Here is a 22,499-nt window from a genome sequence, read left to right as displayed (position 1 = left end):
ACCCCCTTAACCTTTCAATCCACCGAGAGTCATTCCCTGGGTCAACTTCTTTTGTACGCACATATACAACACAAGAGTTGGAATCATGACCATCACCATACCAGCATACATTTGGCCATATTCCGCTTTTGCATTTTGTGCTTTCATCAAATTCAGCAAACCCACAGGCAATGTCCGCGCGCCATTCGGATCTGTCAACATCGTCATAGAAATGATGTATTCATTCCAATACGCTAGGAACTCAAACAGAATAACTGTAATGATACTGGGTTTTGCCATAGGAAGAATAATACGCACCATCGTGGTAAAGTAACCTGCGCCATCCACATATGCTGCTTCCTCATAATCTTTGGGAAGCGTTGCCAAATAACTGCTCAAAAGATAAATAGTAAACGGCAACGTAGTAGATGCCAAAACCAGAGAAACCATAAATGGATTATTCAAAAAGAAACTGTGGCCAAAAATCCCCTTCACAATTTTATCGCCCGACACGAACATCAAAAAGATTGGAACAACAATATAGCTGACGTTAATAAAAAGTCCAGCCATAAAGCATGTATTTAACAGTTTGCTGCCCCAAAATTTGTAGCGACTAAGCACATATGCTGCCGGCAAAGCTACAATCAACAGAATTGCCAATGCAACAGCCGTAATGAGAATAGATGTAAAGAAGTAATCGCCCATGCGCGCTTTTACCCAGGCATCCGCAAAATTTTGCAGGTATATTCCCTGAGGAAGTGCGAACGGATTTCCATAAAACTCCGAGTTTTGTTTTACAGATGCCATAAAGACCCACGCGACCGGTACCACAATCGTAACAGTCAAAACCGCTAGCAAAATATAAATAAGGGCTTTACTCACTGCACCAGTTTTTTCGCCAACAACTTGCTCTCTCCGACTCATCATCGCACACTCCTTTCCTCAGAATTCAAGTGGTTCACGTTTGGTAACGCGATTTACAATTGCAGCAAGAGCAAAAGAGAAAGAAAATACCACAACGCCAATCGCCATACCATAGCCATAGGTCGAGTTTGTATAAGCTTGCTTATACATATAGCTCAGGAACACTTCGGAAGCTCCATCCGGACCACCGCCAGTCATCGCCTTAACAAACAAGAAGCTCATGTTGATATTGGAAATGATGAAAAAGGTCAAGGTGGTGCGAATATTTGTCCAAATCAAAGGAAGTGTAATCGAGAAAAACTGACGGGTACGAGAAGCCCCTTCCAAATTGGCACTTTCATAAAGGCTCTCCGGGATTGAGGACATACTGGCCATATACATGACCATGTAATAACCAATTGCCTGCCATACCATTGCAATAGCCAAACTGTAAATGACTAACTTTTGGTCTCCCAACCAATAAATGGGCTCTGCATCACCACGGAACAAGCTCAATAAACTGTTCAGCAATCCGCGGTTGGAGTCATAAATAGCACTAAAAATTGCACTGATTACAACAACGGAAAGAATATTCGGAATGTAAAAAATGATGCGGAAAAAGTTCTGCCCCACTAACTTTTCACGTGTAAGCAAGGACGCGAAAAGGAGTGCCAATGTAATGGTCACCACCGTAACCAAAACAATCAGTAAAACACTATTTCGGCAAGAGCGATAAAAATTCTCATCCTGGAACAGTGTAATAAAGTTATCCAGTCCGACAAATGTCTGATTGGCAGAGTATCCTCCCCATTTAAACAAAGACATCCGAAACACATTAAAGGTGGGGATTGCAAGGAAAATAATTGCTAAGATAGTTGCCGGAGCCACGCAGGCTACGATAAACCGGCTGCGTGCTTTGTTCTTTTGCATGATGCCATCTCCATTCTACGTGAAAAGCGGTGAGCAAAAGGGCATTGTCCTTCTGCTCACCGCTCGGTTTACCTAATTACCTACGCGGCAGACACAAGACCGTGCCGCCTTGTTCAATTCGGTTCGCCTTGATCGTACTTTGATTATTGCAACGCCTCGCGGAGGGCAGCGCAGGATTTCTGAACCGCAGCCTTCCAGTCGTCCACTGTCTTTGTTCCATTTACTACACTGTCCATAGTGAAGCAAACGTCATCTTTAATGTTGACACCCTCAACCGGAGTGGTGGTAGCAAAAGTACCGATAGCTGCTTTCGCACCATTGTCGTAAACGCTATAATAAACTTTGTTGTCATCGGACAGTTTGTCGGTCATACCAGTAATGGGCTGAACTGCACCAGACTCTGCAAAAATGTCAGCCGCTTCATCGCTGTACAGGAAAGTCATGAAAACTTTGGCCAAATCTTTGTTCTCGGCACCAGCGGGAATCCAGCACTGCTCAAAGAAGGTATAGCTATAACGATCTCCGCCTTCTTCCATAGCAGGCAGAGCCATAAAGCCCCATTCAAAACCTTCTGCACGAGGAGCATCGGCCATCTCACCGATTACCCAGTTTCCGTTGGGCATAAACAGCGCTTCATTATCAAGAATCATCTGCTGGTTCTTAGTAAAGTTATCGCTGTTGGCATAAGAAGTGGTCGCAGGATTGGTGTTCTCAGCCAGTTTACCCAACACCTCAAACATCTGATCCATTTCAGCGCTGTTCCAAACTTCTTCGTCATACTGCAGAGCTTTGTTGAAGAACTCTTGACCGCCAACTTCTGCCATCATCGCATAGGTGAAAGCATCCAGATAGCCGGCCACCGGATACGTAAACAAAGGAATGTCCGTTTGATCGGCCAGAGCAAAGAACTCATCCCATGTGGTCGGAAGCTCCAACTCGCCGCCGCCCTCAGTGAAATTAGCCTTGTTATAGAACAGACCGCAGGGGCTGTAGAACATCGGCATCATATAAACTTTGTCATCACCGTAAGGATTGGTTGTCAGGTTTCCTGTGAAGCCAGGAATGATTTTCTCGCCAACCGTAACATCTTCACCCAAAACCTGCATATCCAAGACATCTGTTACTTCTTCGATAGCATTTTCTTTCAGCATAGTCTCCGGCAGAGCCTTTTCGCGGCCAGCCGCCAGATGAACTACGTCGTAAAACTCGCCAGCTTTCATCTGCGGGTCAATAACATCTTCCAAGTTCTTGTCCATGGTCAATTCGACCGTGGCGCCTGTCTTTTCTTCGAAGGCAGCAGCAACTTTCTCCCACATCTCTGTGCCGTAAGCAGTCTCAATCGCCGCCACTTTCAAAGTTTGTCCGGCATAATCGCCAGAAGCGCTCGACGTGGAAGCACTTCCATCCGTCGCGGGAGTAGAAGACGATGTGCTTCCACCGCAGGCCGCGAGCATGGAAACGCTCAATGCCAGCGTCAATGCAAATGCAAAAAACTTTTTCATTAGTTACCTCCTTAATGTAACGAAACACGCCTCATGCTCAAAGCAACTAACACTTCATTGCCTGAACAGTTCAGCCACTCTTTGCTCCATTCGCAAATCGAATGAAGTTCCTGTAATTCCAGCATACGTGTTTAAGCAAAATGTTTCAAGTCAAAAATTGCTCGTTGTTTTATAAATATTGTCTTGTTGTTCAATTTGTATTCTTTCTTATAACTCTTTTGTCATTTTTTATTCATATAATCCACAAAGAAACTCCATTAAATTTGTGCACATTTATTTTTCCTAATTATCACCTTCAATTTGCACAAAAAGAGCGTTTTTTTTCTATTTTATCCATTCATCTTGCTCATTGCTGAATTTTCTTGTATACTCTTAACTGAGGTCATTGAGTTTGAATTTTGGGAATAAAAAGTCACAAAATTTATTTTTCTTTTCTCATATGACAATATTGTATATAAAGTCCTTTCGCAATATCCATAAATCTCGCTTTATCGCTATTCCATCCGCAAAAAGGAGAGAAATTTGCCGTGAGCAGCAATTGCTACAATCTGCAAAATCCCAGTGCCCGTTTAAACGATGCCATCGAATTACTGTATGTAACCAGATCTCGATACGGCACAGACTGGCACAGCATTCCCCATACACATTATTTTACAGAGCTTTTTTATGTCATCAGCGGCGAAGGAAGTTTTCAAATTGAAGATACTAGATTTGATATTCATTCAGATCAGTTAATTATTGTTAACCCTACCATTGAACATACCGAACTCTCGCAGGGCAGTCAACCGCTAGAATATTTTGTGGTGGGTCTAGCGGGTCAAGATTTTATCTTGCCCGGTTCTTCGGAAACTCGCTATGTAAAACTCTCCTGCTCTACTCAGCGTGAAGAATACTTATTTTATTTTAAATCCATGATGCGAGAACTGACAGAAAAAGCACCTTCTTATGAGGCCATCTGTCACAATTTGGCTGAAGTTCTGATTGCAAAGTTAATGCGGCAGACCACGCATCGGTTTCTCGGTACGGAATCTCGAAAGAGCAGCAAAGAATGCCTTAAGGCACAACGATATATGGACGAACATTTTAAAGAAAATGTTACTCTGGACATTTTGGCCGAACTGACACATATGAATAAATATTACCTTGTTCATGCGTTCAAACGAGAATTGGGCTGCAGCCCAATCAGTTACCTGATTGACCGACGGATTCGTGAGAGTAAGTTTCTGTTAAAAACCACCGACTATTCTGTATCCCAAATCAGTCAGCAATTAGGATTTTCCTCACCTAGTTATTTCAGTCAAAGTTTCAAACGAATGGTTGGTACAGGTCCTTCGGAATATCGGCATACTACGCAAAAAGATTCCGAAGAATAACTATTGCATTGTTATATCATTTCATTGATAGAAAATCAAAGGAGTGTTTATTTTATGAAAAAACCAATTTTAGTTGTTATGGCAGCAGGTATGGGCAGTCGGTATGGCGGTCTGAAGCAGATTGATCCAGTCGGTGCTAACGGTGAAGCCATTTTGGACTATTCCCTATTTGATGCACGCCGTGCAGGATTTGAAACCGTTGTATTCATTATCAAACATGAAATCGAGGAAGATTTTCTCAACATGGTGGGAAAACGCATAGAGAAAAGCGGCATGGAAATTCGCTATGCATTTCAGCAGCTTGATATTCTTCCTCCCAACTACACCGTTCCGGAAGGCCGTGTAAAACCTTGGGGTACAAGCCACGCCATTTTGTCTGCCGCTGAACAAATTGATGCGCCCTTTGCGGTAATCAACGCTGACGACTATTACGGACCGGAAGCCTTCAAGGTGATCTATGACTACTTATCCACTCATGCGGATGATGAAAAATACGAATATGCCATGGTTGGGTATCAATTGCAGAATACTGTTACAGACAACGGACATGTGGCACGCGGCATCTGCGTGACCGATTCAGAAGGATATTTGGACTCTGTAACGGAGCGTACAAGAATTGAAAAATATGCTGGCGGCATTCATTTCAGTACAGATGATGGTGAAACTTGGACAGATGTCCCTGGCGAGACGACCGTTTCGATGAACCTTTGGGGCTTTACACCCAGCTTTGTGCAAGAGGCCAAAGATCGGTTTGCTGCATTTTTGGATAAGGCTTTGGTAGAAAACCCCTTAAAAGGTGAATATTTTCTTCCCAGCGTAGTCAGCGAGCTTATTGCAGAAAATAAGGCGCGTGTTCGCGTATTGACAAGCTCTGATAAATGGTACGGTGTTACTTACAAAGCCGATAAACCTGTTGTTATGCAGGCAATTGCAGAAAAAACATCTGCTGGCTTATATCCCGCTCCTTTGTGGAAATAAAAAGAAAGGATTGCTTGTTATCATGGAAAAAACTGCCGAACAAGTTTTGCAGGAAGCACTTTCTGCATGGGATTGGAATGCCGAAGTAGTCGGTGCTATCAGATACGGTGCCGGACATATCAATGATACCTTTTGTGTCTATACGCAAACAGCCAATGGCGACTGCGTACGTTATATTCTTCAGCGTATCAACACAAATACATTTCGAAATCCGGACGCTTTGATGGAAAATATTTCTGGAGTTACGGAATATCTTCGCAGAATCATTGAGAAAAATGGCGGAGACCCAATGCGTGAAACGATGAATGTCATTCCTACCCGGGAAGGAAAACCTTACTATTCCGATACAGATGGCGGTGCATGGCGTGTTTACACATTTGTGGAAGGCACCATTTGTCTGCAAAAAGTAGAAACTCCTGAACAATTCTATGAGAGTGCCTACGCTTTTGGAAATTTTCAACGTCTATTATCTGCTTACCCCGCCGACACTCTTCACGAAACTATTTCCAATTTCCACAACACCGTATGGCGTTATGAGAATTTTGAAAAAGCCTTGTCAGCAGATGTTTGTGGCCGGGCAAAAGACGTTTCTGACGAAATCGACTTTGTAAAGGCGCACAAACAAGACTGTTCTGTCATGGTCGATCTTTTAAAACAAGGCAAGCTTCCCCTCCGCGTCACTCACAACGACACGAAACTGAACAACATCCTTATGGACAAGATATCCGGAAAAGGCATTTGTGTAATTGATCTGGATACCGTTATGCCTGGCCTTGCGGCCAATGACTACGGAGATTCTATCCGATTTGGCGCGAATGACTGTGCCGAGGATGAAAAGGATTTATCAAAGGTAAACTTCAGTCTTTCTCTCTTTGAAACGTATACCAAAGGCTTTTTGGAGGCCGCTGGCCAATCACTGACCACTTTGGAAAAAGAAACGTTGGTTTGGGGAGCCAAATTGATGACTTTGGAGTGTGGAATTCGTTTCCTTACAGACTATTTGGAAGGCGATCATTACTTTAAAGTGCACCGCGAGGGCCACAATTTAGACCGTTGCCGCACTCAGTTTAAACTTGTCCGTGACATGGAAGCCAATTGGGATGCTATGAAAAGCATCGTACAAAAATATTCTTAATCGATTAAGGGGAATCTCTATAATAGAGATTCCCCTTTTGAATGTGCAGATTTCTTGACAAAATACTTGCTTTTATTATAGAATAGATTGTCTGGAAACTTGTAATATTTCAACAAAAAAGAGGACTCGATTTTATGGAACAAAACAATTTGCGTAATATAGCAATCATCGCGCATGTTGACCATGGAAAAACAACATTGGTTGATCAAATGCTCAAGCAATCGGGAGCTTTCCGGGATAATCAGCAAGTCGCGGACCGAGTGATGGATTCTGGAGATATTGAGAGAGAGCGCGGAATCACCATTCTCGCTAAAAACGCTGCCACTTACTACAATGGTGTAAAAATCAATATTGTCGATACTCCGGGCCACGCAGATTTTGGCGGAGAGGTTGAACGTGTACTAAAAATGGTAAACGGTGTTTTGCTTTTGGTTGACGCTGCTGAAGGTTGTATGCCGCAAACCCGTTTCGTTCTGCAAAAAGCTCTTCAGCAAAACCTTTCATTGGTCATTGCTGTGAATAAAATCGATCGTCCGGATGCAAGAATTAAAGAAGTTATTGATGAGATTCTTTTGCTTTTGATGGACTTGGGTGCAACCGATGAGCAGTTGGACAGCCCCATGGTCTTTTGCTCTGGACGCGATGGAACTGCTAGCTATAGCCCGGATGTTCCTGGTACCGATCTGGAACCGCTCTTCAAAACTATTTTAGAGTATGTAAAGCCCCCTGTTGGCGATCCTACCGCCCCGTTAAGCATGCTCTGTTCTTCGATTGACTATAATGAATTCGTCGGACGCATTGGCATTGGACGAATTGAGAACGGCACCATCAAAGTGGGCCAAGAAGTTGCTGTCTGCGATTGGCACGACAAAGAATTGGCTAAACGCGGCCGCATTACCGCGCTTTACAGTTTTGAAGCAAATGGCAGAACTCCCATTCAAGAAGCTTCTGCCGGCGACATTGTCGCTTTCAGCGGTTTGACAGACATCAATATTGGCAACACTTTGTGCACACCTACTTTGGTAGAGCCTCTTCCCTTCGTAAAGATCAATGATCCTACTGTTGAAATGACATTTGCGGTCAACGACAGTCCTTTTGCCGGACGAGAAGGTAAATTTGTCACCAGTCGACAAATTCGTGATCGCCTTCACAAAGAGCTGTTAAAAGACGTTGCTCTGCGTGTCGAAGATTCAACGACTACTGAAAGTTTCCGCGTTATGGGACGCGGCGAAATGCACCTGTCCATTTTGATCGAAACAATGCGTCGTGAAGGATACGAACTCCAGGTTTCGCCGCCTAAAGTATTGACGCACGAAGAAAATGGAAAAGTTATGGAACCTATGGAACATGTTGTTATCGATGTTCCTACAGAATATCAGGGAAGCGTTATGCAAAAGTTAGGAGCTCGGAAGGGCGAATTGGTTCAAATGGCTCCTTTGGGCACCAATCGTATGCGTGTTGAATTCCGCATTCCGTCCCGTGGCTTGTTTGGTTACCGTAGCGAATTCCTGACTGATACGCATGGTGAGGGTATTTTAAACACCATTTTCGACGGATATGACGAATGGAAAGGCGATTTGCCCACTCGTTCAACCGGAAGTCTTGTCAGTTTTGAGACAGGTGTTGCTGTGACATATGGTTTGTTCAATGCGCAGCAGCGTGGCACTCTGATCGTTGAACCCGGTGAAAAAGTTTACGAAGGTATGGTTATTGGATATAGCCCGGCCGGGGATGATATGAGTGTGAATGTATGTAAAACCAAACATTTAACCAACACGCGTGCTTCTGGATCCGATGATGCCTTACGGTTGGTTCCTGTTTCTAAATTTAGTTTGGAAGAGAGTTTGGAATTTTTAAAGCCTGATGAACTTTTGGAAGTCACACCCAACAGCATCCGCATTCGTAAGCGCATTCTGAACCATGAACTGCGCATGAAGGCAGTAAAAGGTGGCAAAAACGCTTAATCAACAAGAACAGTGCTTCTCTTATGAAGCACTGTTCTTTTATATTAAAAAGGGACAGCCGTTATACGGCTGTCCCTTTTCTGATTCATATTATTTTGACTCTGTGTCAGGCTCCACGACAATCACCGGAGATTCTTTTTCTTCTCGAGTTTGTTGAAAAGTTGCATTCTCCTCTGCCTTTTCTTTTTCTGTGTTTTGTGGATCATCGTTCTGAGTATCATCCAGAGTCTTTCCCTGCATTAAAGCACGGAATTCATCCCCTGAAAGTTTTTCTCTTTCTATCAGTGCTTTTGCCACTACATGAAGCTGTTGCATATGTTGAGACAATTGCACCCGCGCTGTCTCAAAGGCTTCATCCAACATTTCTCGAATCTCAGCATCGATTTCAGATGCCACTTCTTCGGAATAATTTCTTCCTGTTCCCAAATCACGTCCTAGGAAGGTTTCGCTTGGATTTCCGCCATAAACTACCGGACCAAGACGCTCTGAAAAACCATACCGCATTACCATATTCCGTGCAATAGCAGTTGCTCTTTCCAAGTCATTGGAAGCTCCCGTAGAGATATCGTCCAACACCAATTTCTCTGCTACACGACCTCCCAACAAAGTTACAATCTCATCTTCCATTTGTTTCTTAGTCACGTAGTTCTTGTCTTCCTCCGGAAGGCTCATGGTATAACCGCCCGCCATCCCGCGGGGAACAATCGAAATCTCATGAACAGGGTCTGCCGTTTCACTATAATAATGTGTAATGGCGTGCCCAGCCTCATGATAAGCCGTTAATCTTTTTTCCTTTTCCGTTACAACGCGGCTTTTCTTTTCAGGACCAGCGATTACTTTAATGCTCGCCTCTTCAATATCCTTTTCAGTAATCGCCTTACGGCCTCTCTTTGCCGCAAGCAGAGCAGCCTCATTGACCAGATTTTCCAAATCTGCCCCCGTAAATCCAGCCGTAGACTTTGCAATTGTCTTTAGCACCACATCCGGAGCAAGCGGTTTATTACGGGTGTGAACACGCAGAATATCCTCACGTCCCTTTACGTCAGGAAGTCCGACATAAACCTGACGATCAAAACGTCCCGGACGCAAAAGTGCCTTATCCAAAATATCGACACGGTTGGTTGCAGCTACAACAATTACACCTTCATTTGCCCCAAATCCATCCATCTCGACCAATAACTGGTTCAACGTTTGCTCACGTTCATCATGGCCACCGCCTAAACCAGTTCCACGTTGACGTCCTACAGCATCAATTTCATCGATAAACACAATGCAGGGAGCCGTCTTTTTCGCTTTATCAAACAAATCACGTACACGAGATGCGCCAACGCCAACATACATCTCAACAAAATCTGAGCCCGAAATAGAATAAAAAGGCACACCCGCTTCACCTGCACAAGCACGTGCAAGCAAAGTTTTTCCGGTACCCGGAGGACCTACCAGCAAAACGCCATGAGGAATACGCGCTCCTAGAGAATTGAATTTTTGCTGATTTTTTAAAAATTCAACAATCTCTTGGAGCTCTTCTTTTTCCTCATCCGCTCCAGCTACGTCTTTAAATGTTGCTTTTCTTCCCTGATCTGCCTGATCCTTCACCTTGGCACGTCCCACGTTCATCGCTTTTCCGCCGCCGGATTGCATATACATGAAATAGTAAAATGCGCCCATTGTAAGAATCAACAGAACGATAAATGGCAACATTGTAAGCCAGAATGGCGTTTCTGATGCAGGAACAATATCATATGTCATTGGATTATCTGGATACTTCTCATCGTGGATTTCACGATACTCATCCAATTTATCCACAATCAAAGAAGCACCAGCTAATTTATAATCAATCACCGCACGTTGATCGGTATTCTGGGTTTGATTGCTTCCCGAACCAGAAAAAATCCCTTGCCAACCGGAAGCTTCGCTTGTAGACTGCGAAGACTGACCTTTTTCTTTTAACTCCTGTGTTGCGCTTTCGGACAACGTGATTTCCAACGTTCCGCTGTTCATATCCAGCGTAAAATCGTCCACTTCTCCGCTTTCGAAATAGTCCACAACCTGGGAATATTTCATTGTCTGCGTAGTGCTGTCCGGCCCTGTGAAAATGAAAAACATCAACAACAGGCCAAGGATGGCAATAATAAAAAGGCCATTCGTACTTCTGCGTTTATTCAAATTTGTTTCACTCCCAAATCGCTTCGCCCATCGGACGGATCAAACCGAATATACTTCCGGTTTGAGAATACCGATATACGGCAAATTGCGATATTTTTCGTCATAGTCTAAACCATACCCAATGACAAACTCATCAGGAACGGAAAAACCTACATAATCCGCTTGCAAATCGACTTTTCGACGACTAGGCTTGTCAAGCAATGTGGCAATACGAATAGATTTCGGGCCACGGCTCGCCAACAGCTCTTTGATATAGCTCAAAGTCAATCCGGAGTCAAGAATATCTTCTACAATTAAAATATCCTTTCCTTCCAAAGGTACATCCAAATCCTTTACAATTTTTACAACACCAGAAGATTTTACCCCTGCCCCGTAGCTGGAAACCACCATAAAATCAATTTCTGCCGGAACATCAATCTCACGCATCACATCTGCAAGAAACACAACTGCCCCCTTCAGAACTGTGACGAGCATCAAATTAGAATTCTTATAATCTTCCGTAATTTTTTTGCCCATCTCTTTTACTTTTGCTCGGATTTCCTCCTCGCTAATCAAAACGCGCAAAACATCTTCCCGCATATTATCTTTCATTTTTTGTTTCCTCCATCTGCCGTATGGTAATTTTTACGGCTTTTTTTGTATCTGCGGTAATTTCAAGACCTCTTGCAAAGCCAAAACCAGCCGCCCACAGCACACGGCTCCCCTGCACCAAAACCGGCCAAACCGCACGCGCAGAAGGTGAAATCTTGGCCTGGGAATACAACTTTTTCAGCGGCTTCGAATGCGTCTGGCCCGGTGGTGAAAAGACATCTCCTGGCCGGCGCGTTCGGAACTGCGCTGTCCTTAGTATTTTATCACAGTCCGCATAAAAATTGAATGCTTTTTCTTCATCTTTTCTAAAAACATCCACAATTGGCACAGAAAAAAACTGGACTTCAAGTTCAATGCCGCCTGGCAAAGGAAAAATCCCTTCTTGATACGGCAAATTCCATGTTTCTTCTCGAATATGTGTGGACTCTGCCCGGAGTCTGCCCTGAGAGACTCTCAAGACCCACTCCCTGCCCAACTGCACTGCTCCACCACTAAATAAACTATCGTATACGAAAGGGACCAATGCCGTTTTTTCCTTACTCACAAGTCGAGCAATAAGAATAGAAAGAGCCGCTTTGCACACAACCGGATGAGCATTTTTTAAAATGGATGCATCGTATTCACATCTCTGTATTTGTGCATCGTTTAATAATGTTTCTGCTTGCTGATCCAAGAAAGAGGAAACCTGCATCATATTTTCTGCAAAACGAGCCAGTGCTTTTTCTGCTCCCGGTCTTGTTCGTTCTAAAGCAGGAAGGACCTCCAAGCGTATTGCATTTCTTGTATAGGAACGATCTTGGTTAGTGCTATCCACGCGATAAGGTAACCCATATTTTTTTAAATATGTCAGTATCTCTTCATGAGAAACATCCAGAAGCGGCCTGATAAAAGGGCCTCGCACTGGCGGAATCCCTGCCGCTCCACGCACTGCACATCCGCGTGCTAAATTCAGCAAAACTGTTTCTGCCTGATCCGAACGGGTATGCGCAAGTGCAATTTTTGCACGATGCTTTCTAGCGCACTCCTCAAAAAAAGAATATCTTTTTTCTCTAGCCCACATCTCGCTGACATGGCCCTGTGGTGGAATCAGACGTGTTTCATCCAACGCTACTCCCCAATCAGCGCACAACTGTCGCACAAATAAAGCATCCTCGTCAGATTCCACGCCTCGGATTCCATGATTCACATGAACAGCACGAAGTGTAATTCCCCATTCTTTACATCGCAAAAACAAAAAATGGAATAATGCCATTGAATCCCCTCCGCCAGAAAGGGCCACAATGACAGTATCCCCATTTTTTATCATTTGATATCGCCTGATTGTTTCAGGTGCTCGTTGTTCAAGCGTCATGTGCATAATCGACGTCTGTAAAGCGCGTATGTGCGCCGTCCCATGCCAGATTCACCGTACCAACTTCTCCATGACGATTTTTGGCTACGATGCATTCCGCCATGGCACTGTCTCCTTCTTCTTTATCATAATATGCCTCGCGGTACAAAAAGAGCACCTCATCCGCATCCTGTTCGATAGAACCGGAATCCCTTAAGTCGCTGAGCATAGGGCGATGATCCGTTCTGTTTTTTTCTGCACTTCGGGACAACTGGCTCAATGCAATAATCGGAACATTTAACTCTTTCGCCATAATTTTGAGATTACGTGTAATTTCACTGATTTCTTGCACGCGCGATTCTGTACGTTTTCCCGTACTCATCAGTTGTAAATAGTCAATGATAATCACGCCAATATCCGGCTTAGAGGGATCCTGATTTACACGACGAATTTTGGCCTTCATCTCCGGGATGGTGATATTAGATGTGTCATCCAAATACATATGAGAACGCGCCAAGACCTCAGAAGCACGCGCTAAAAACTCCCAGTCATTCGTAGACAGCTCGCCCGTACGGAATGCCTGACTGCTAATACCCGCTTCACTGGACAAAATACGGCTGACCAATTGGTCTTTAGTCATTTCAAGGCTAAATACCGCCACAGGAATTTTCCGTTTTTTTGCTACATTCGTAGCAATATTTAATGCAAAAGAAGTCTTTCCCATACCGGGCCGCGCCGCTAAAATCATCAAATCTGACCGTCCCAGACCACCTGTAAGCATCTTGTCCAAATAGGTAAATCCAGTCGGAATTCCAAGATACTTTTCTTTGTTCGGGCCACTGATTTCCTGCAAATGTGCATACGTATCGATAATAACGCTACTGATTGGTGTGAGCGCATTGGAATCTCGTCCAGAACGAATCTCATAAATTTTCTGCTCTGCACTCTCCAGGAGCATGTCCGCATCCGGTTCTTCTGCCGACTGCTCCAAAATCGTTTTAGCGGCTTGCATCAATTGCCGAATACGATATTTTTCGCCAATAATCTTAATGTAAGTATTGACATGAGACAAAGACGGGACCGTTTCAGCAATTTGCGTCAAGTATACCTTTGCTTCTTCTTCTGTTGAAAAAATCCCAGCATCCTGAACCGCTGCCAAAAGTGTAACAAAGTCGACCGGGGCCGAACTGGTAAACAGGCGTACAATCTCCGAAAAGATTTCGCCGTTTTGCCGTGCATAAAACATTTCCGGGCGCAAATTTTCTACCATCTGCGGAATAATCTCCGCCTCTAAGATTGCAGCGCCAAGAACTGCTTGTTCCGCTTCCATATTATACGGCAGATTTACACCCAAAGATTCCAGAGAGAGATCTAGGCCGCCTGTATATTGATTTCCCGCCACAAGAATACCTCCTCTGCCGTGGGATTACTCCTCCACACGCACAGTCAGCTTTGCTATTACTTTAGGATAGACTTTTACTTCTACCGGATAAGAACCGAAATTTTTAATTTCGGATTCCAGAACAATTTTTCTTTTATCTACCGGCTCTCCCACATCTTTGCTTAAAGCTTCTGCAATATCCTTACTTGTAATAGAGCCAAAAAGTCTTCCACCCTGACCCGCACGAGCCTTTAATACCACTGTGCGGTCAGTCAACTTTGCAGCCAAGGCTTTGGCGGCCGCCAACTCTTCTTCCGCATGGTGCTGCTGCGCCGCCGCTTTTGTTTTCACCTCATTGATGGCAGTTGCATCTGCGGCAACCGCCAAATTACGCGGGAACAAAAAATTACGTGCGTATCCATCCGAAACCTCATACACTCCGTCTTTCTTTCCAATCGATTTAACATCCTGTTTTAATACAATTTTCATTGTCGATTCTTTCCCTTCTTTATTTTGCGTTATTTTTTGTCGACTCAGCTTTCCTTCTATTCTCGCGGTAATCCGCAATAGCGTCAAGCAGCCGGTGTTTTGCCTCTTCCAGCGTGCAATTTTTTAGTTGTGCACCAGCCATTGTTAAATGTCCACCCCCACCGAGGGTTTCCATAATAATCTGTACATTCACTTCTCCCATACTCCGGGCCGAAATGGTAATTTGAGAACCAGTATCCACGGCTACAAAGCTTGCCTGTACTCCATTAATCGTCAATAAATCATTGGCCGCCTGCGGAATCACAACACTCATTTCTTCTGGCAAATTATCCGCAAATACAACTGCACAGCCCATATAGATTTCCGCATCAGTAACGAGTTGCGCTTTATAAGCATAGTCCTCAAACGAAGAATTAAACAGTTTCTTTACTTCTTGCGTCTGCGCCCCCATGCGCCGCAAATATGCAGCAGCTTCAAAGGTACGCACTCCCGTATGCAAAGCAAAATTTCGAGTATCCAACATAATACCAGCCAAAAGGGCCTGCGCTTCTATTGGCTGCAACTTGGTTTCCTTATCTGCGTCCGAATACTGAAGCAATTCACTGACCAATTCAGAGGCGCTGGACGCATAGGGTTCATGGTAAAAAATCACGCTATTATCAATATGGCCCACGCACTTCCGATGATGGTCAATCACAACGACATTTTTTGCACGTTCATACAGAGGCGCGCATTCCAACAAATATTTAAGATGCGTATCCACAATAATTACGAGCGTATTATCGTCCATTGCATCTACCGCATCATCCGGTGAAATAAAATCAGAACCACGCCCTGCCTTGCGAAAATCTTCAATTAAATTGGAAGCCAAACTTCGCTCTTCGTTTACCACGATGCATGCAGGTTTTCGGCATATTCTGCAAAAGCGCAACATTCCAATCGATGCTCCCACCGCATCCAAATCAGACATTTTGTGTCCCATAATCATGACATCGCTACTTTGAGCAATCAAATCCTTAAGGGCAGCCGCAATAATGCGACTTTTGACTTTACTTCGCTTTTCGACGCTTCTCGACACACCGCCATAAAAGTCAAAGCCCTCTTTGCTCTTTACCGCTGCCTGATCGCCGCCTCGCCCAAGAGCCATATCCAAGGCTTGTACCGCCATCTCGTATCCCTCTTGCAAAGTAGGCGCAAGACGGCCTACGCCAATGGACAATGTTACAGCCGCATTTTCATCTCCGATTTCCCGAACTGTATCCAATATAGAAAATCGATTTTGCACGATTTCATGCATATGGCGCTCTTCAACCACCGCAAGATACCTTGCGGAACTGACACGTCGTAAAAAACCTGTTGTTGCTCCGATAAACTGGTCCAACGCATTTTCTACTTCGCCAATGATACGAGTACGCTCACTTTCCTTCAGTTCCTTCAAAATTTCATCGTATGTATCCAATGCAATCATCAAAACAGAAGGTCTGGTTGCAAGATACTCACCTGCTTGACGTTTCAATTGTGTGTTGTCCACGAAATAAGCTACGAATAGTCCGTCGCCGACTTCCACACCACATCCGTATACTGTATACCGGCGGCCACCATGTTCGAAATTCTGGCCATTTTTTTCCTTGGCCAAATCACACATAAAACCCGGAAGCACTTTTCCAACCGGTACCAAAAGCGTATCTTCTCCGCCCAACAAGTCCTCGCGAAATGCATCATTATACCAAGCGATACGTCCAGCAGAAATCACCAAAACTGGAATTTTCAAAGCTGCATATCCGGCCTGTGTTTCCGTTGTCGGGGCTCCATGCAAAAGCCGGGTTAACTTGCGCCGAAAAAAACGAATATTGAAATAAATGATGACAAAAATCGCCAATACCAATGCAGCGACCGGGATCAAAAACACCGGTTTTACCACAGCCAATGCAACACCTAAAGCTGCACAGCAAGCCAGCAGTATCACCAGCACAACATCCATCGCAACAATCCGTTTTTTCATGGAAAAGCGCTCCCTTCAGCGCCTGTCCGGCAAACACCGGACAGGCGTCCATACAATCACACTTCCATCAGAATGGGTAAAATCATAGGACTCCGCTTTGTTCTTCTGTACAAATAAGAAGATACTGTTTCACGAATTCGGGTCTTTACATTTCCAAAATCCCTCATGTCCTGTGCACTCATTCCTGCCAGTGTATGACATACTTGCTCCCGTGCACCGTCAATCAGCTCTTCGCTTTCGCGCACGTATACAAATCCTCTTGTAACAATATCCGGTCCCGCAAGCACTTGCCCACTGGCCTCGTCCACCGTGGCCACAACAATTACGAGTCCATCTTCAGACAAATGTCGGCGATCTCTCATTACGATATTTCCTACATCCCCAACACCCAGTCCATCGACCATAACTGCGCCCGCTGTAACCGGTTCTCCCAATGACAATCCATCTCTGGACAAAACGATGCAATCGCCATTTTCACCAATGTAGATGTTTTTCTCCGGCATTCCCAAAGAAGCGGCTGTCATCGCATGTTTCTTTAAATGTTTAAATTCTCCGTGCACCGGCAAGAAATATTGGGGATTGGATAATGTCAACAACAATTTCTGTTCTTCTTGACAAGCATGACCAGATACATGTACATCGTACATGGATTCGTAAATCACTTCTGCGCCAAGACGCAACAATCCATTGATGACCTTGGTAACCATTTTCTCGTTTCCGGGAATCGGATTGGCGGAGATGATTATAAAATCTCCTGGCCCTACACGGACATTTCGATGACTGGCAGCCGCCATACGAGACAGAGCGCTTAAAGGCTCTCCCTGGCTGCCCGTTGTAATCAAAACAATTTGTTCGGGTGGATATTTATTAATAGACTCAATATCAATCAAAACGTTTTCCGGTGCATGGAGGTATCCCAATTCCAATGCCATTTCCGTATTGTTCACCATGCTGCGTCCGGAAACCGCCACTTTTCTTCCTGAGCGAACTGCCAAATCGATAATTTGCTGAATACGATATAAATTCGACGCAAAAGTGGCAATAATGATACGTTTTTTCTCTGCACGGCGAAATAGCGTAGCAAAGCTTTCTCCTACTTTGTGCTCAGTAACCGTAAAGCCCGGCCGTTCTGCATTAGTAGAGTCTGATAACAGTGCCAATACGCCTTTTTTTCCATATTCTGCGATGGTTGTTAAATCCGTAGGACCTCCTGAGATTGGTGTATAATCAACTTTAAAGTCTCCCGTATGAATCACAACACCAGCAGGGCACTCAATGGCAAATCCAACCGCATCCGGAATAGAATGATTTACATGAATAGGTTCGATTGTAAAACAACCCAGCTTAAATTTTCTTTTGGGAACAATTTCATGAAGATTGGCACTAGAAGCCAATCCATGTTCCTCCAATTTGTTTTTAATCAGCCCCAAAGTCAAACGAGTAGCATAGACAGGAAGGTTGAACTCTCGCAACAAATACGGCAAACTTCCGATATGATCTTCGTGACCATGCGTGATGATAACACCTTTAATGCGATCCTTATTTTGCAAAACGAAAGTGAAATCCGGAATTACCAAATCAATTCCATACATATCACTATCCGGAAAGACCAAACCGCAGTCTACCAAGATCATATCCCCTTGGCATTCATAGAGGGTGATATTCTTCCCCACTTCTCCTAAACCGCCCAAAGGATAAAGCTTTACTGGAACCGCTGGTACACTCGCTGTTTGTTCTGTCTGCCGACGGCGAGGACGGCGTGTCGTTCCTCCCACTCTCTTTTGGGAGACAGCGGCTTCTTGCTTTCCAACCGTCTTTTTTACAGGAGCCTCTTTTTTGGTACGCACTCCACGAGTCTTTCCTTGCGTTGACGGCTGTTTTTTTCCATTGTTTTCAGTTGTATGATTCATGCATCCTCCAATTCCCACACAGATTCTATAAAAGCACATAAATCAACGTTTAACAAAGCTTCTGCCATCCCTTCCGGATGCAGAACGCATCTGTTATTTGTGCTTAAAACTTCAACCGCTCTGCCGCTGCGCACGGCCAGATGTCGTTTGCAATTGTCTGTGTGTTTTCTTAGTTTTTAAAATCTTAACAGCGCTCCAACGCTGTGTATTCCTAAAATTTTGACCTTATCGATCCACCGGTCCATAAAAGTATGATTCTATTATAATACATTTATTATGCACTTTCGTCAAGTTATGGCGCCAGTTGTTGTAAGTATTGGATAAAAACGATTTTCTAAATCGCTTTATATGGGTTTACAGCATCTTTTCTTTTCCATATAATAAAGAAAGCGCACGTTTTTGTTCTGCGTGAAAGGAGTATTTTGTTGAAAAAAATTACAATTTATACCGATGGCGCTTGCAGTGGAAATCCCGGCCCTGGCGGCTGGGGCGCAATTCTTGATTACAAAGGACAACGTAAAGAATTATCCGGCGGAGAACCCGAAACAACCAACAATCGGATGGAATTGACGGGAATTATTCGTGCGCTGGAATGTTTAAAAGAACCTTGCGATATTACCTTTTGCAGCGACTCAAAATATGTAATGGATGGCCTTTCAAAAGGATGGGCCAAAAGCTGGCGCGCCCGTGGATGGGTGAAAAGCGATAAAAAACCTGCTTTAAATAGTGATTTGTGGGCTCGTTTGTTGGATTTGTGCGAACCACACGTCTTTCACTATCAATGGATCAAAGGACATGCCGGACATCCTGAAAATGAAAAATGTGACCGCATGGCTGTATCCGAGGCAGCTAAGTTCAAAAGATGAAAAAGGGGTTGCAAATTATACTAAATAAGTATATATTAGTATTTAAAGATTCCCCTTTTAATTTATGATGGAAGGCAAGGTGAAATTCATTGAACCATACAATTTATTTAGATAATGCGGCTACTACTCCTGTTTCTAAGGAAGTATTGGACGCAATGATTCCTTACTATTGCGAAGAATACGGAAATCCATCCAGTATATTTTATTCTGTTGGTTCCAAAGCACACGAGGCTTTGGCCAATGCCCGAGCTAAAGTTGCCGCCAGTCTTGGTTGTGAACCAGCGGAAGTATTTTTTACAAGCTGTGGCACAGAAGCGGATAACTGGGCGATCAAAGGTACTGCTCTCAAATTTGCAAAGCTTGGAAAAAAGCATCTCATTACTAGCTGCATTGAACATCACGCGGTTTTGCATTCTATGAAAGCACTTGAAAAAGAAGGATTTGAAGTAACTTATCTTCCTGTGGATTCTGACGGATTTGTCTCTGTTCGTGATGTGCAAAATGCTATTCGCCCCGAAACCGCTTTGGTAACAATCATGTTTGCTAATAATGAAATCGGTACACTAGAGCCTATCGAAGAAATCGCTCGCGTTTGCCACGAAAAAGGTGTTTGGTTTCATACCGACGCGGTGCAAGCTGTTGGATCTGTTCCAATTGATTTTAAAAAGCTTGGAGTGGATATGCTCAGCCTTTCTGCACACAAATTTAATGGTCCCAAAGGCGTTGGCGCATTGATTTGTCGACGTGGTATCATGCCGCTTAATTTTATGGATGGCGGAGCACAAGAGCGTGGTCGCCGCGCTGGTACAGAAAATCTGGCAGGCATTGTTGGATTGGCTACTGCTCTGGACCTTGCGGTCAGAAATTTGGACAAAAAAATAGCTGATGAGCGTGCTATGCGCGACTATGTTTTGAAAGAAATTCAAGCAATGCCCAAAGTTAAAATCAACGGTCCTTTGGATTTGAACAAGCGGTTGCCGAATAATATAACCGCCAGCTTTGAAGCCGCTGAAGGAGAAAGCCTTTTGTTGATGCTGGATATGAAAGGAATTTGCGCTTCTTCTGGCTCTGCCTGTGCTTCTGGCAGCCTTGATCCAAGCCATGTGCTTCTTGCCATTGGGCTTCCTCATGAAATAGCGCACTGCAGTCTTCGCATCAGTTTTGGAATTCAAAATACAATGGAAGACGCCAAGGCTGTGTGCACTGCTTTAAAAGAAATTGTTGCAACTGTGCGTGAGCGCAGTCCCCTTTGGCACCCCTAATGAGTAGAACGTAAAAAGAGAGGATTTTCAAATATGTATAGCGAAAAAGTAATGGACCATTTTGCGAATCCACGCAATGTTGGTGAAATCGAAAATGCCGACGGAATTGGCGAAGTAGGAAATCCCAAATGCGGCGACATTATGAAAATGTTTTTAAAAATTGACGGGAATGTCATCTCAGATGTCAAATTCAAAACATTTGGATGTGGTGCTGCTATTGCTACATCTAGCATCGCCACAGAAATGATTAAAGGAAAAACAATCGACGATGCATTGAAGTTGACAAATAAAGCAGTTGTAGAAGCTCTGGACGGACTTCCCCCCGTAAAAATTCATTGTAGTGTCTTAGCAGAACAGGCCGTTAAGGCTGCCTTGGCGGATTATTATCGTCGTCAGGGAGTAGATCCCGAACCGATTGTTGGTAAGCTCGAAGAAGACTGTCACGCATGTGGCCTTGAGGAGTGAATTTTATGTCCGGTGAAGTAAGCCTTGGTTCTAGTTTTAGTACATTTGAAAAACAAGATAAAATCTTAGTCGGTCTGTCAGGCGGAGTTGATTCCTCGGTCTGCATTCAAATTTTAAAAGAGCAGGGATTTGACGTCTATGCGGTTTTCATTCGCTTCTCTCCTGCTCATGACGCTTCTTTGCAAGCGGCAAAAGCGGTTGCAAAGCAATTTGGTGTGCCGTTCTCGGTTGAAGATTGTTCGGATCTCTTTGAGTCGGAAGTAATCGAACCTTTTTGCAACGCTTATTGTCATGGTGAAACCCCAAGTCCCTGTGTTTTGTGTAATCCGAATGTAAAATTCAAAGTACTTGCCGCTGCTGCTGACCGCATGGGAATTCACTTTATCGCAACCGGACATTATGCACGGGTTTGCGAAGAGAATGGTGTATTTTATATTGCTCGGGCAGCAAGTACCGAACGTGATCAAAGCTATATGCTTTATCGGCTTCCGCAAGACATTCTGCAGCGGCTTTGTTTGCCGGTTGGTGAATTTGAAAAAACGGACATTCGAGAGATGGCTCGCACCCTGGGTCTTGTAAGTGCAGATTCTCCGGATAGCCAGGAAATTTGCTTTATTCCCGATGGAAATTATGCTGCGTTTATTTCTGAGCGTGGCCTTTCGGATAAGGCCGGCCGCTTTATCGGACCGCACGGAGAGGATTTCGGACCGCATAAGGGCGTTTCTCATTATACAATTGGACAGCGCAAAGGATTAAATATTGCTTATGGTCAACCAATCTTTGTGCGTCGAATCTTGGACAATGGGGACATTCAGCTAGCACTTGCGGGCGATGAATTTTATTCCGGAATTTGTATTCGGCAGGTGGTTCGTTCGGATGAAAAGACATTTGCTCCTGGAGAAGAATACCTGGTAAAGATTCGTAGCAGAGCTACCCCATCGCCATGCGTTGTAGAAGCTGTTGGCGACGATGACATGGTTCTTCGTTTTGCATCCCCTCTACGCGCTCCTGCTCCTGGTCAATCCGCCGTATTATATTTGGATGAAAAAGTTATTGGCGGCGGTATCATTTGTGAGATTTTTGAATAAGGACTTTGCCGGACAAGAGGCTATTCTTGTCCGGCACTTTAAAAAATAATAAAACTGCAAAAAAAGGGTTGACAAAACCTACTTATCCATGTATTATATTAAAGCGCCCTGTTGGTAAGGCCGCTTGATTTAGGGGTATAGCTCAGCTGGTAGAGCAGCGGTCTCCAAAACCGCGTGCCGAGGGT

Annotated in this window: 18 protein-coding genes; 8 read left to right on the top strand and 10 right to left on the bottom strand. The window is 44.1% G+C overall.

The features are described from left to right. Positions 1–6 precede the first annotated feature (6 nt). The 3 genes from AB5H98_RS06105 to AB5H98_RS06095 form a co-directional block, all read right to left on the bottom strand. Positions 7–903, bottom strand: a complete 897-nt coding sequence (locus tag AB5H98_RS06105; RefSeq protein ID WP_367925041.1) for a carbohydrate ABC transporter permease — start codon at positions 901–903, stop codon at positions 7–9. Positions 904–921: 18 nt separating this feature from the next. Beyond that, positions 922–1,812, bottom strand: a complete 891-nt coding sequence (locus AB5H98_RS06100; RefSeq protein ID WP_367925029.1) for a carbohydrate ABC transporter permease — start codon at positions 1,810–1,812, stop codon at positions 922–924. A 143-nt stretch (positions 1,813–1,955) separates the two neighbouring features. Continuing rightward, positions 1,956–3,314, bottom strand: coding sequence for a carbohydrate ABC transporter substrate-binding protein (locus AB5H98_RS06095; protein WP_367925028.1), 1,359 nt, complete (start codon positions 3,312–3,314; stop codon positions 1,956–1,958). A gap of 527 nt (positions 3,315–3,841) precedes the next feature. On the opposite strand from AB5H98_RS06095, the gene AB5H98_RS06090 reads away from it, so the two are divergent. The 4 genes from AB5H98_RS06090 (at position 3,842) to typA (ending at position 8,764) form a co-directional block, all read left to right on the top strand. Next, the gene (locus AB5H98_RS06090) at positions 3,842–4,687 is read left to right on the top strand and encodes an AraC family transcriptional regulator (RefSeq protein WP_367925027.1); all 846 of its coding nucleotides are present in this window, start codon (positions 3,842–3,844) and stop codon (positions 4,685–4,687) included. Positions 4,688–4,741: 54 nt separating this feature from the next. Further along, positions 4,742–5,665 carry an NDP-sugar synthase gene (locus AB5H98_RS06085; RefSeq protein ID WP_367925026.1) on the top strand — a complete coding sequence of 308 codons (924 nt, stop codon included), beginning with the start codon at positions 4,742–4,744 and terminating at the stop codon, positions 5,663–5,665. A gap of 22 nt (positions 5,666–5,687) precedes the next feature. Beyond that, the gene (locus tag AB5H98_RS06080; RefSeq protein WP_367925025.1) at positions 5,688–6,800 is read left to right on the top strand and encodes a phosphotransferase enzyme family protein; all 1,113 of its coding nucleotides are present in this window, start codon (positions 5,688–5,690) and stop codon (positions 6,798–6,800) included. A 134-nt stretch (positions 6,801–6,934) separates the two neighbouring features. Continuing rightward, a complete protein-coding gene (gene typA, locus AB5H98_RS06075; protein WP_367925024.1) occupies positions 6,935–8,764 on the top strand; it encodes a translational GTPase TypA in 1,830 nt (609 codons plus the stop codon). A gap of 90 nt (positions 8,765–8,854) precedes the next feature. Here typA and ftsH read toward each other — a convergent pair whose 3' ends face one another. The 7 genes from ftsH to AB5H98_RS06040 form a co-directional block, all read right to left on the bottom strand. Then, positions 8,855–10,930, bottom strand: a complete 2,076-nt coding sequence (gene ftsH / locus AB5H98_RS06070; RefSeq protein WP_367925023.1) for an ATP-dependent zinc metalloprotease FtsH — start codon at positions 10,928–10,930, stop codon at positions 8,855–8,857. Between the two features lie 39 nt (positions 10,931–10,969). After that, complete coding sequence (hpt, locus tag AB5H98_RS06065; RefSeq protein WP_367925022.1) at positions 10,970–11,521, bottom strand: hypoxanthine phosphoribosyltransferase; 552 nt, start codon at positions 11,519–11,521, stop codon at positions 10,970–10,972. Continuing rightward, the gene (gene tilS, locus AB5H98_RS06060; protein ID WP_367925021.1) at positions 11,511–12,827 is read right to left on the bottom strand and encodes a tRNA lysidine(34) synthetase TilS; all 1,317 of its coding nucleotides are present in this window, start codon (positions 12,825–12,827) and stop codon (positions 11,511–11,513) included. The genes hpt and tilS overlap by 11 nt, the downstream gene beginning before the upstream one ends. 34 nt (positions 12,828–12,861) lie before the next feature. After that, positions 12,862–14,181, bottom strand: coding sequence for a replicative DNA helicase (gene dnaB, locus AB5H98_RS06055; RefSeq protein ID WP_367925040.1), 1,320 nt, complete (start codon positions 14,179–14,181; stop codon positions 12,862–12,864). A 96-nt stretch (positions 14,182–14,277) separates the two neighbouring features. Next, a complete protein-coding gene (gene rplI / locus AB5H98_RS06050; RefSeq protein WP_367925020.1) occupies positions 14,278–14,721 on the bottom strand; it encodes a 50S ribosomal protein L9 in 444 nt (147 codons plus the stop codon). Positions 14,722–14,740: 19 nt separating this feature from the next. Next, positions 14,741–16,723 carry a DHH family phosphoesterase gene (locus AB5H98_RS06045; protein ID WP_367925019.1) on the bottom strand — a complete coding sequence of 661 codons (1,983 nt, stop codon included), beginning with the start codon at positions 16,721–16,723 and terminating at the stop codon, positions 14,741–14,743. A gap of 56 nt (positions 16,724–16,779) precedes the next feature. Further along, positions 16,780–18,633: a ribonuclease J gene (locus tag AB5H98_RS06040; protein ID WP_367925018.1), complete on the bottom strand. Its 1,854-nt coding sequence runs from the start codon at positions 18,631–18,633 to the stop codon at positions 16,780–16,782. A gap of 425 nt (positions 18,634–19,058) precedes the next feature. Between AB5H98_RS06040 and rnhA the strand changes: the two genes are divergently transcribed. The 4 genes from rnhA to mnmA all read left to right on the top strand — a co-directional run bounded on the left by rnhA (position 19,059) and on the right by mnmA (position 22,314). Further along, positions 19,059–19,499, top strand: a complete 441-nt coding sequence (gene rnhA / locus AB5H98_RS06035) for a ribonuclease HI (protein ID WP_367925017.1) — start codon at positions 19,059–19,061, stop codon at positions 19,497–19,499. Positions 19,500–19,588: 89 nt separating this feature from the next. Beyond that, positions 19,589–20,761, top strand: coding sequence for a cysteine desulfurase family protein (locus AB5H98_RS06030; RefSeq protein ID WP_367925016.1), 1,173 nt, complete (start codon positions 19,589–19,591; stop codon positions 20,759–20,761). Between the two features lie 33 nt (positions 20,762–20,794). Then, entirely contained in the window at positions 20,795–21,226 is a 432-nt protein-coding gene (gene nifU, locus AB5H98_RS06025; RefSeq protein WP_367925015.1) for a Fe-S cluster assembly scaffold protein NifU, read from the top strand. A 5-nt stretch (positions 21,227–21,231) separates the two neighbouring features. Continuing rightward, positions 21,232–22,314, top strand: a complete 1,083-nt coding sequence (gene mnmA / locus AB5H98_RS06020) for a tRNA 2-thiouridine(34) synthase MnmA (RefSeq protein WP_367925014.1) — start codon at positions 21,232–21,234, stop codon at positions 22,312–22,314. The last annotated feature ends 185 nt before the right edge of the window (positions 22,315–22,499 follow it).

This window comes from uncultured Ruthenibacterium sp. (assembly GCF_963558415.1).
Taxonomy (GTDB): Bacteria; Bacillota; Clostridia; order Oscillospirales; family Ruminococcaceae; genus Ruthenibacterium.
This window is presented reverse-complemented; position numbering and strand designations above follow the sequence as displayed.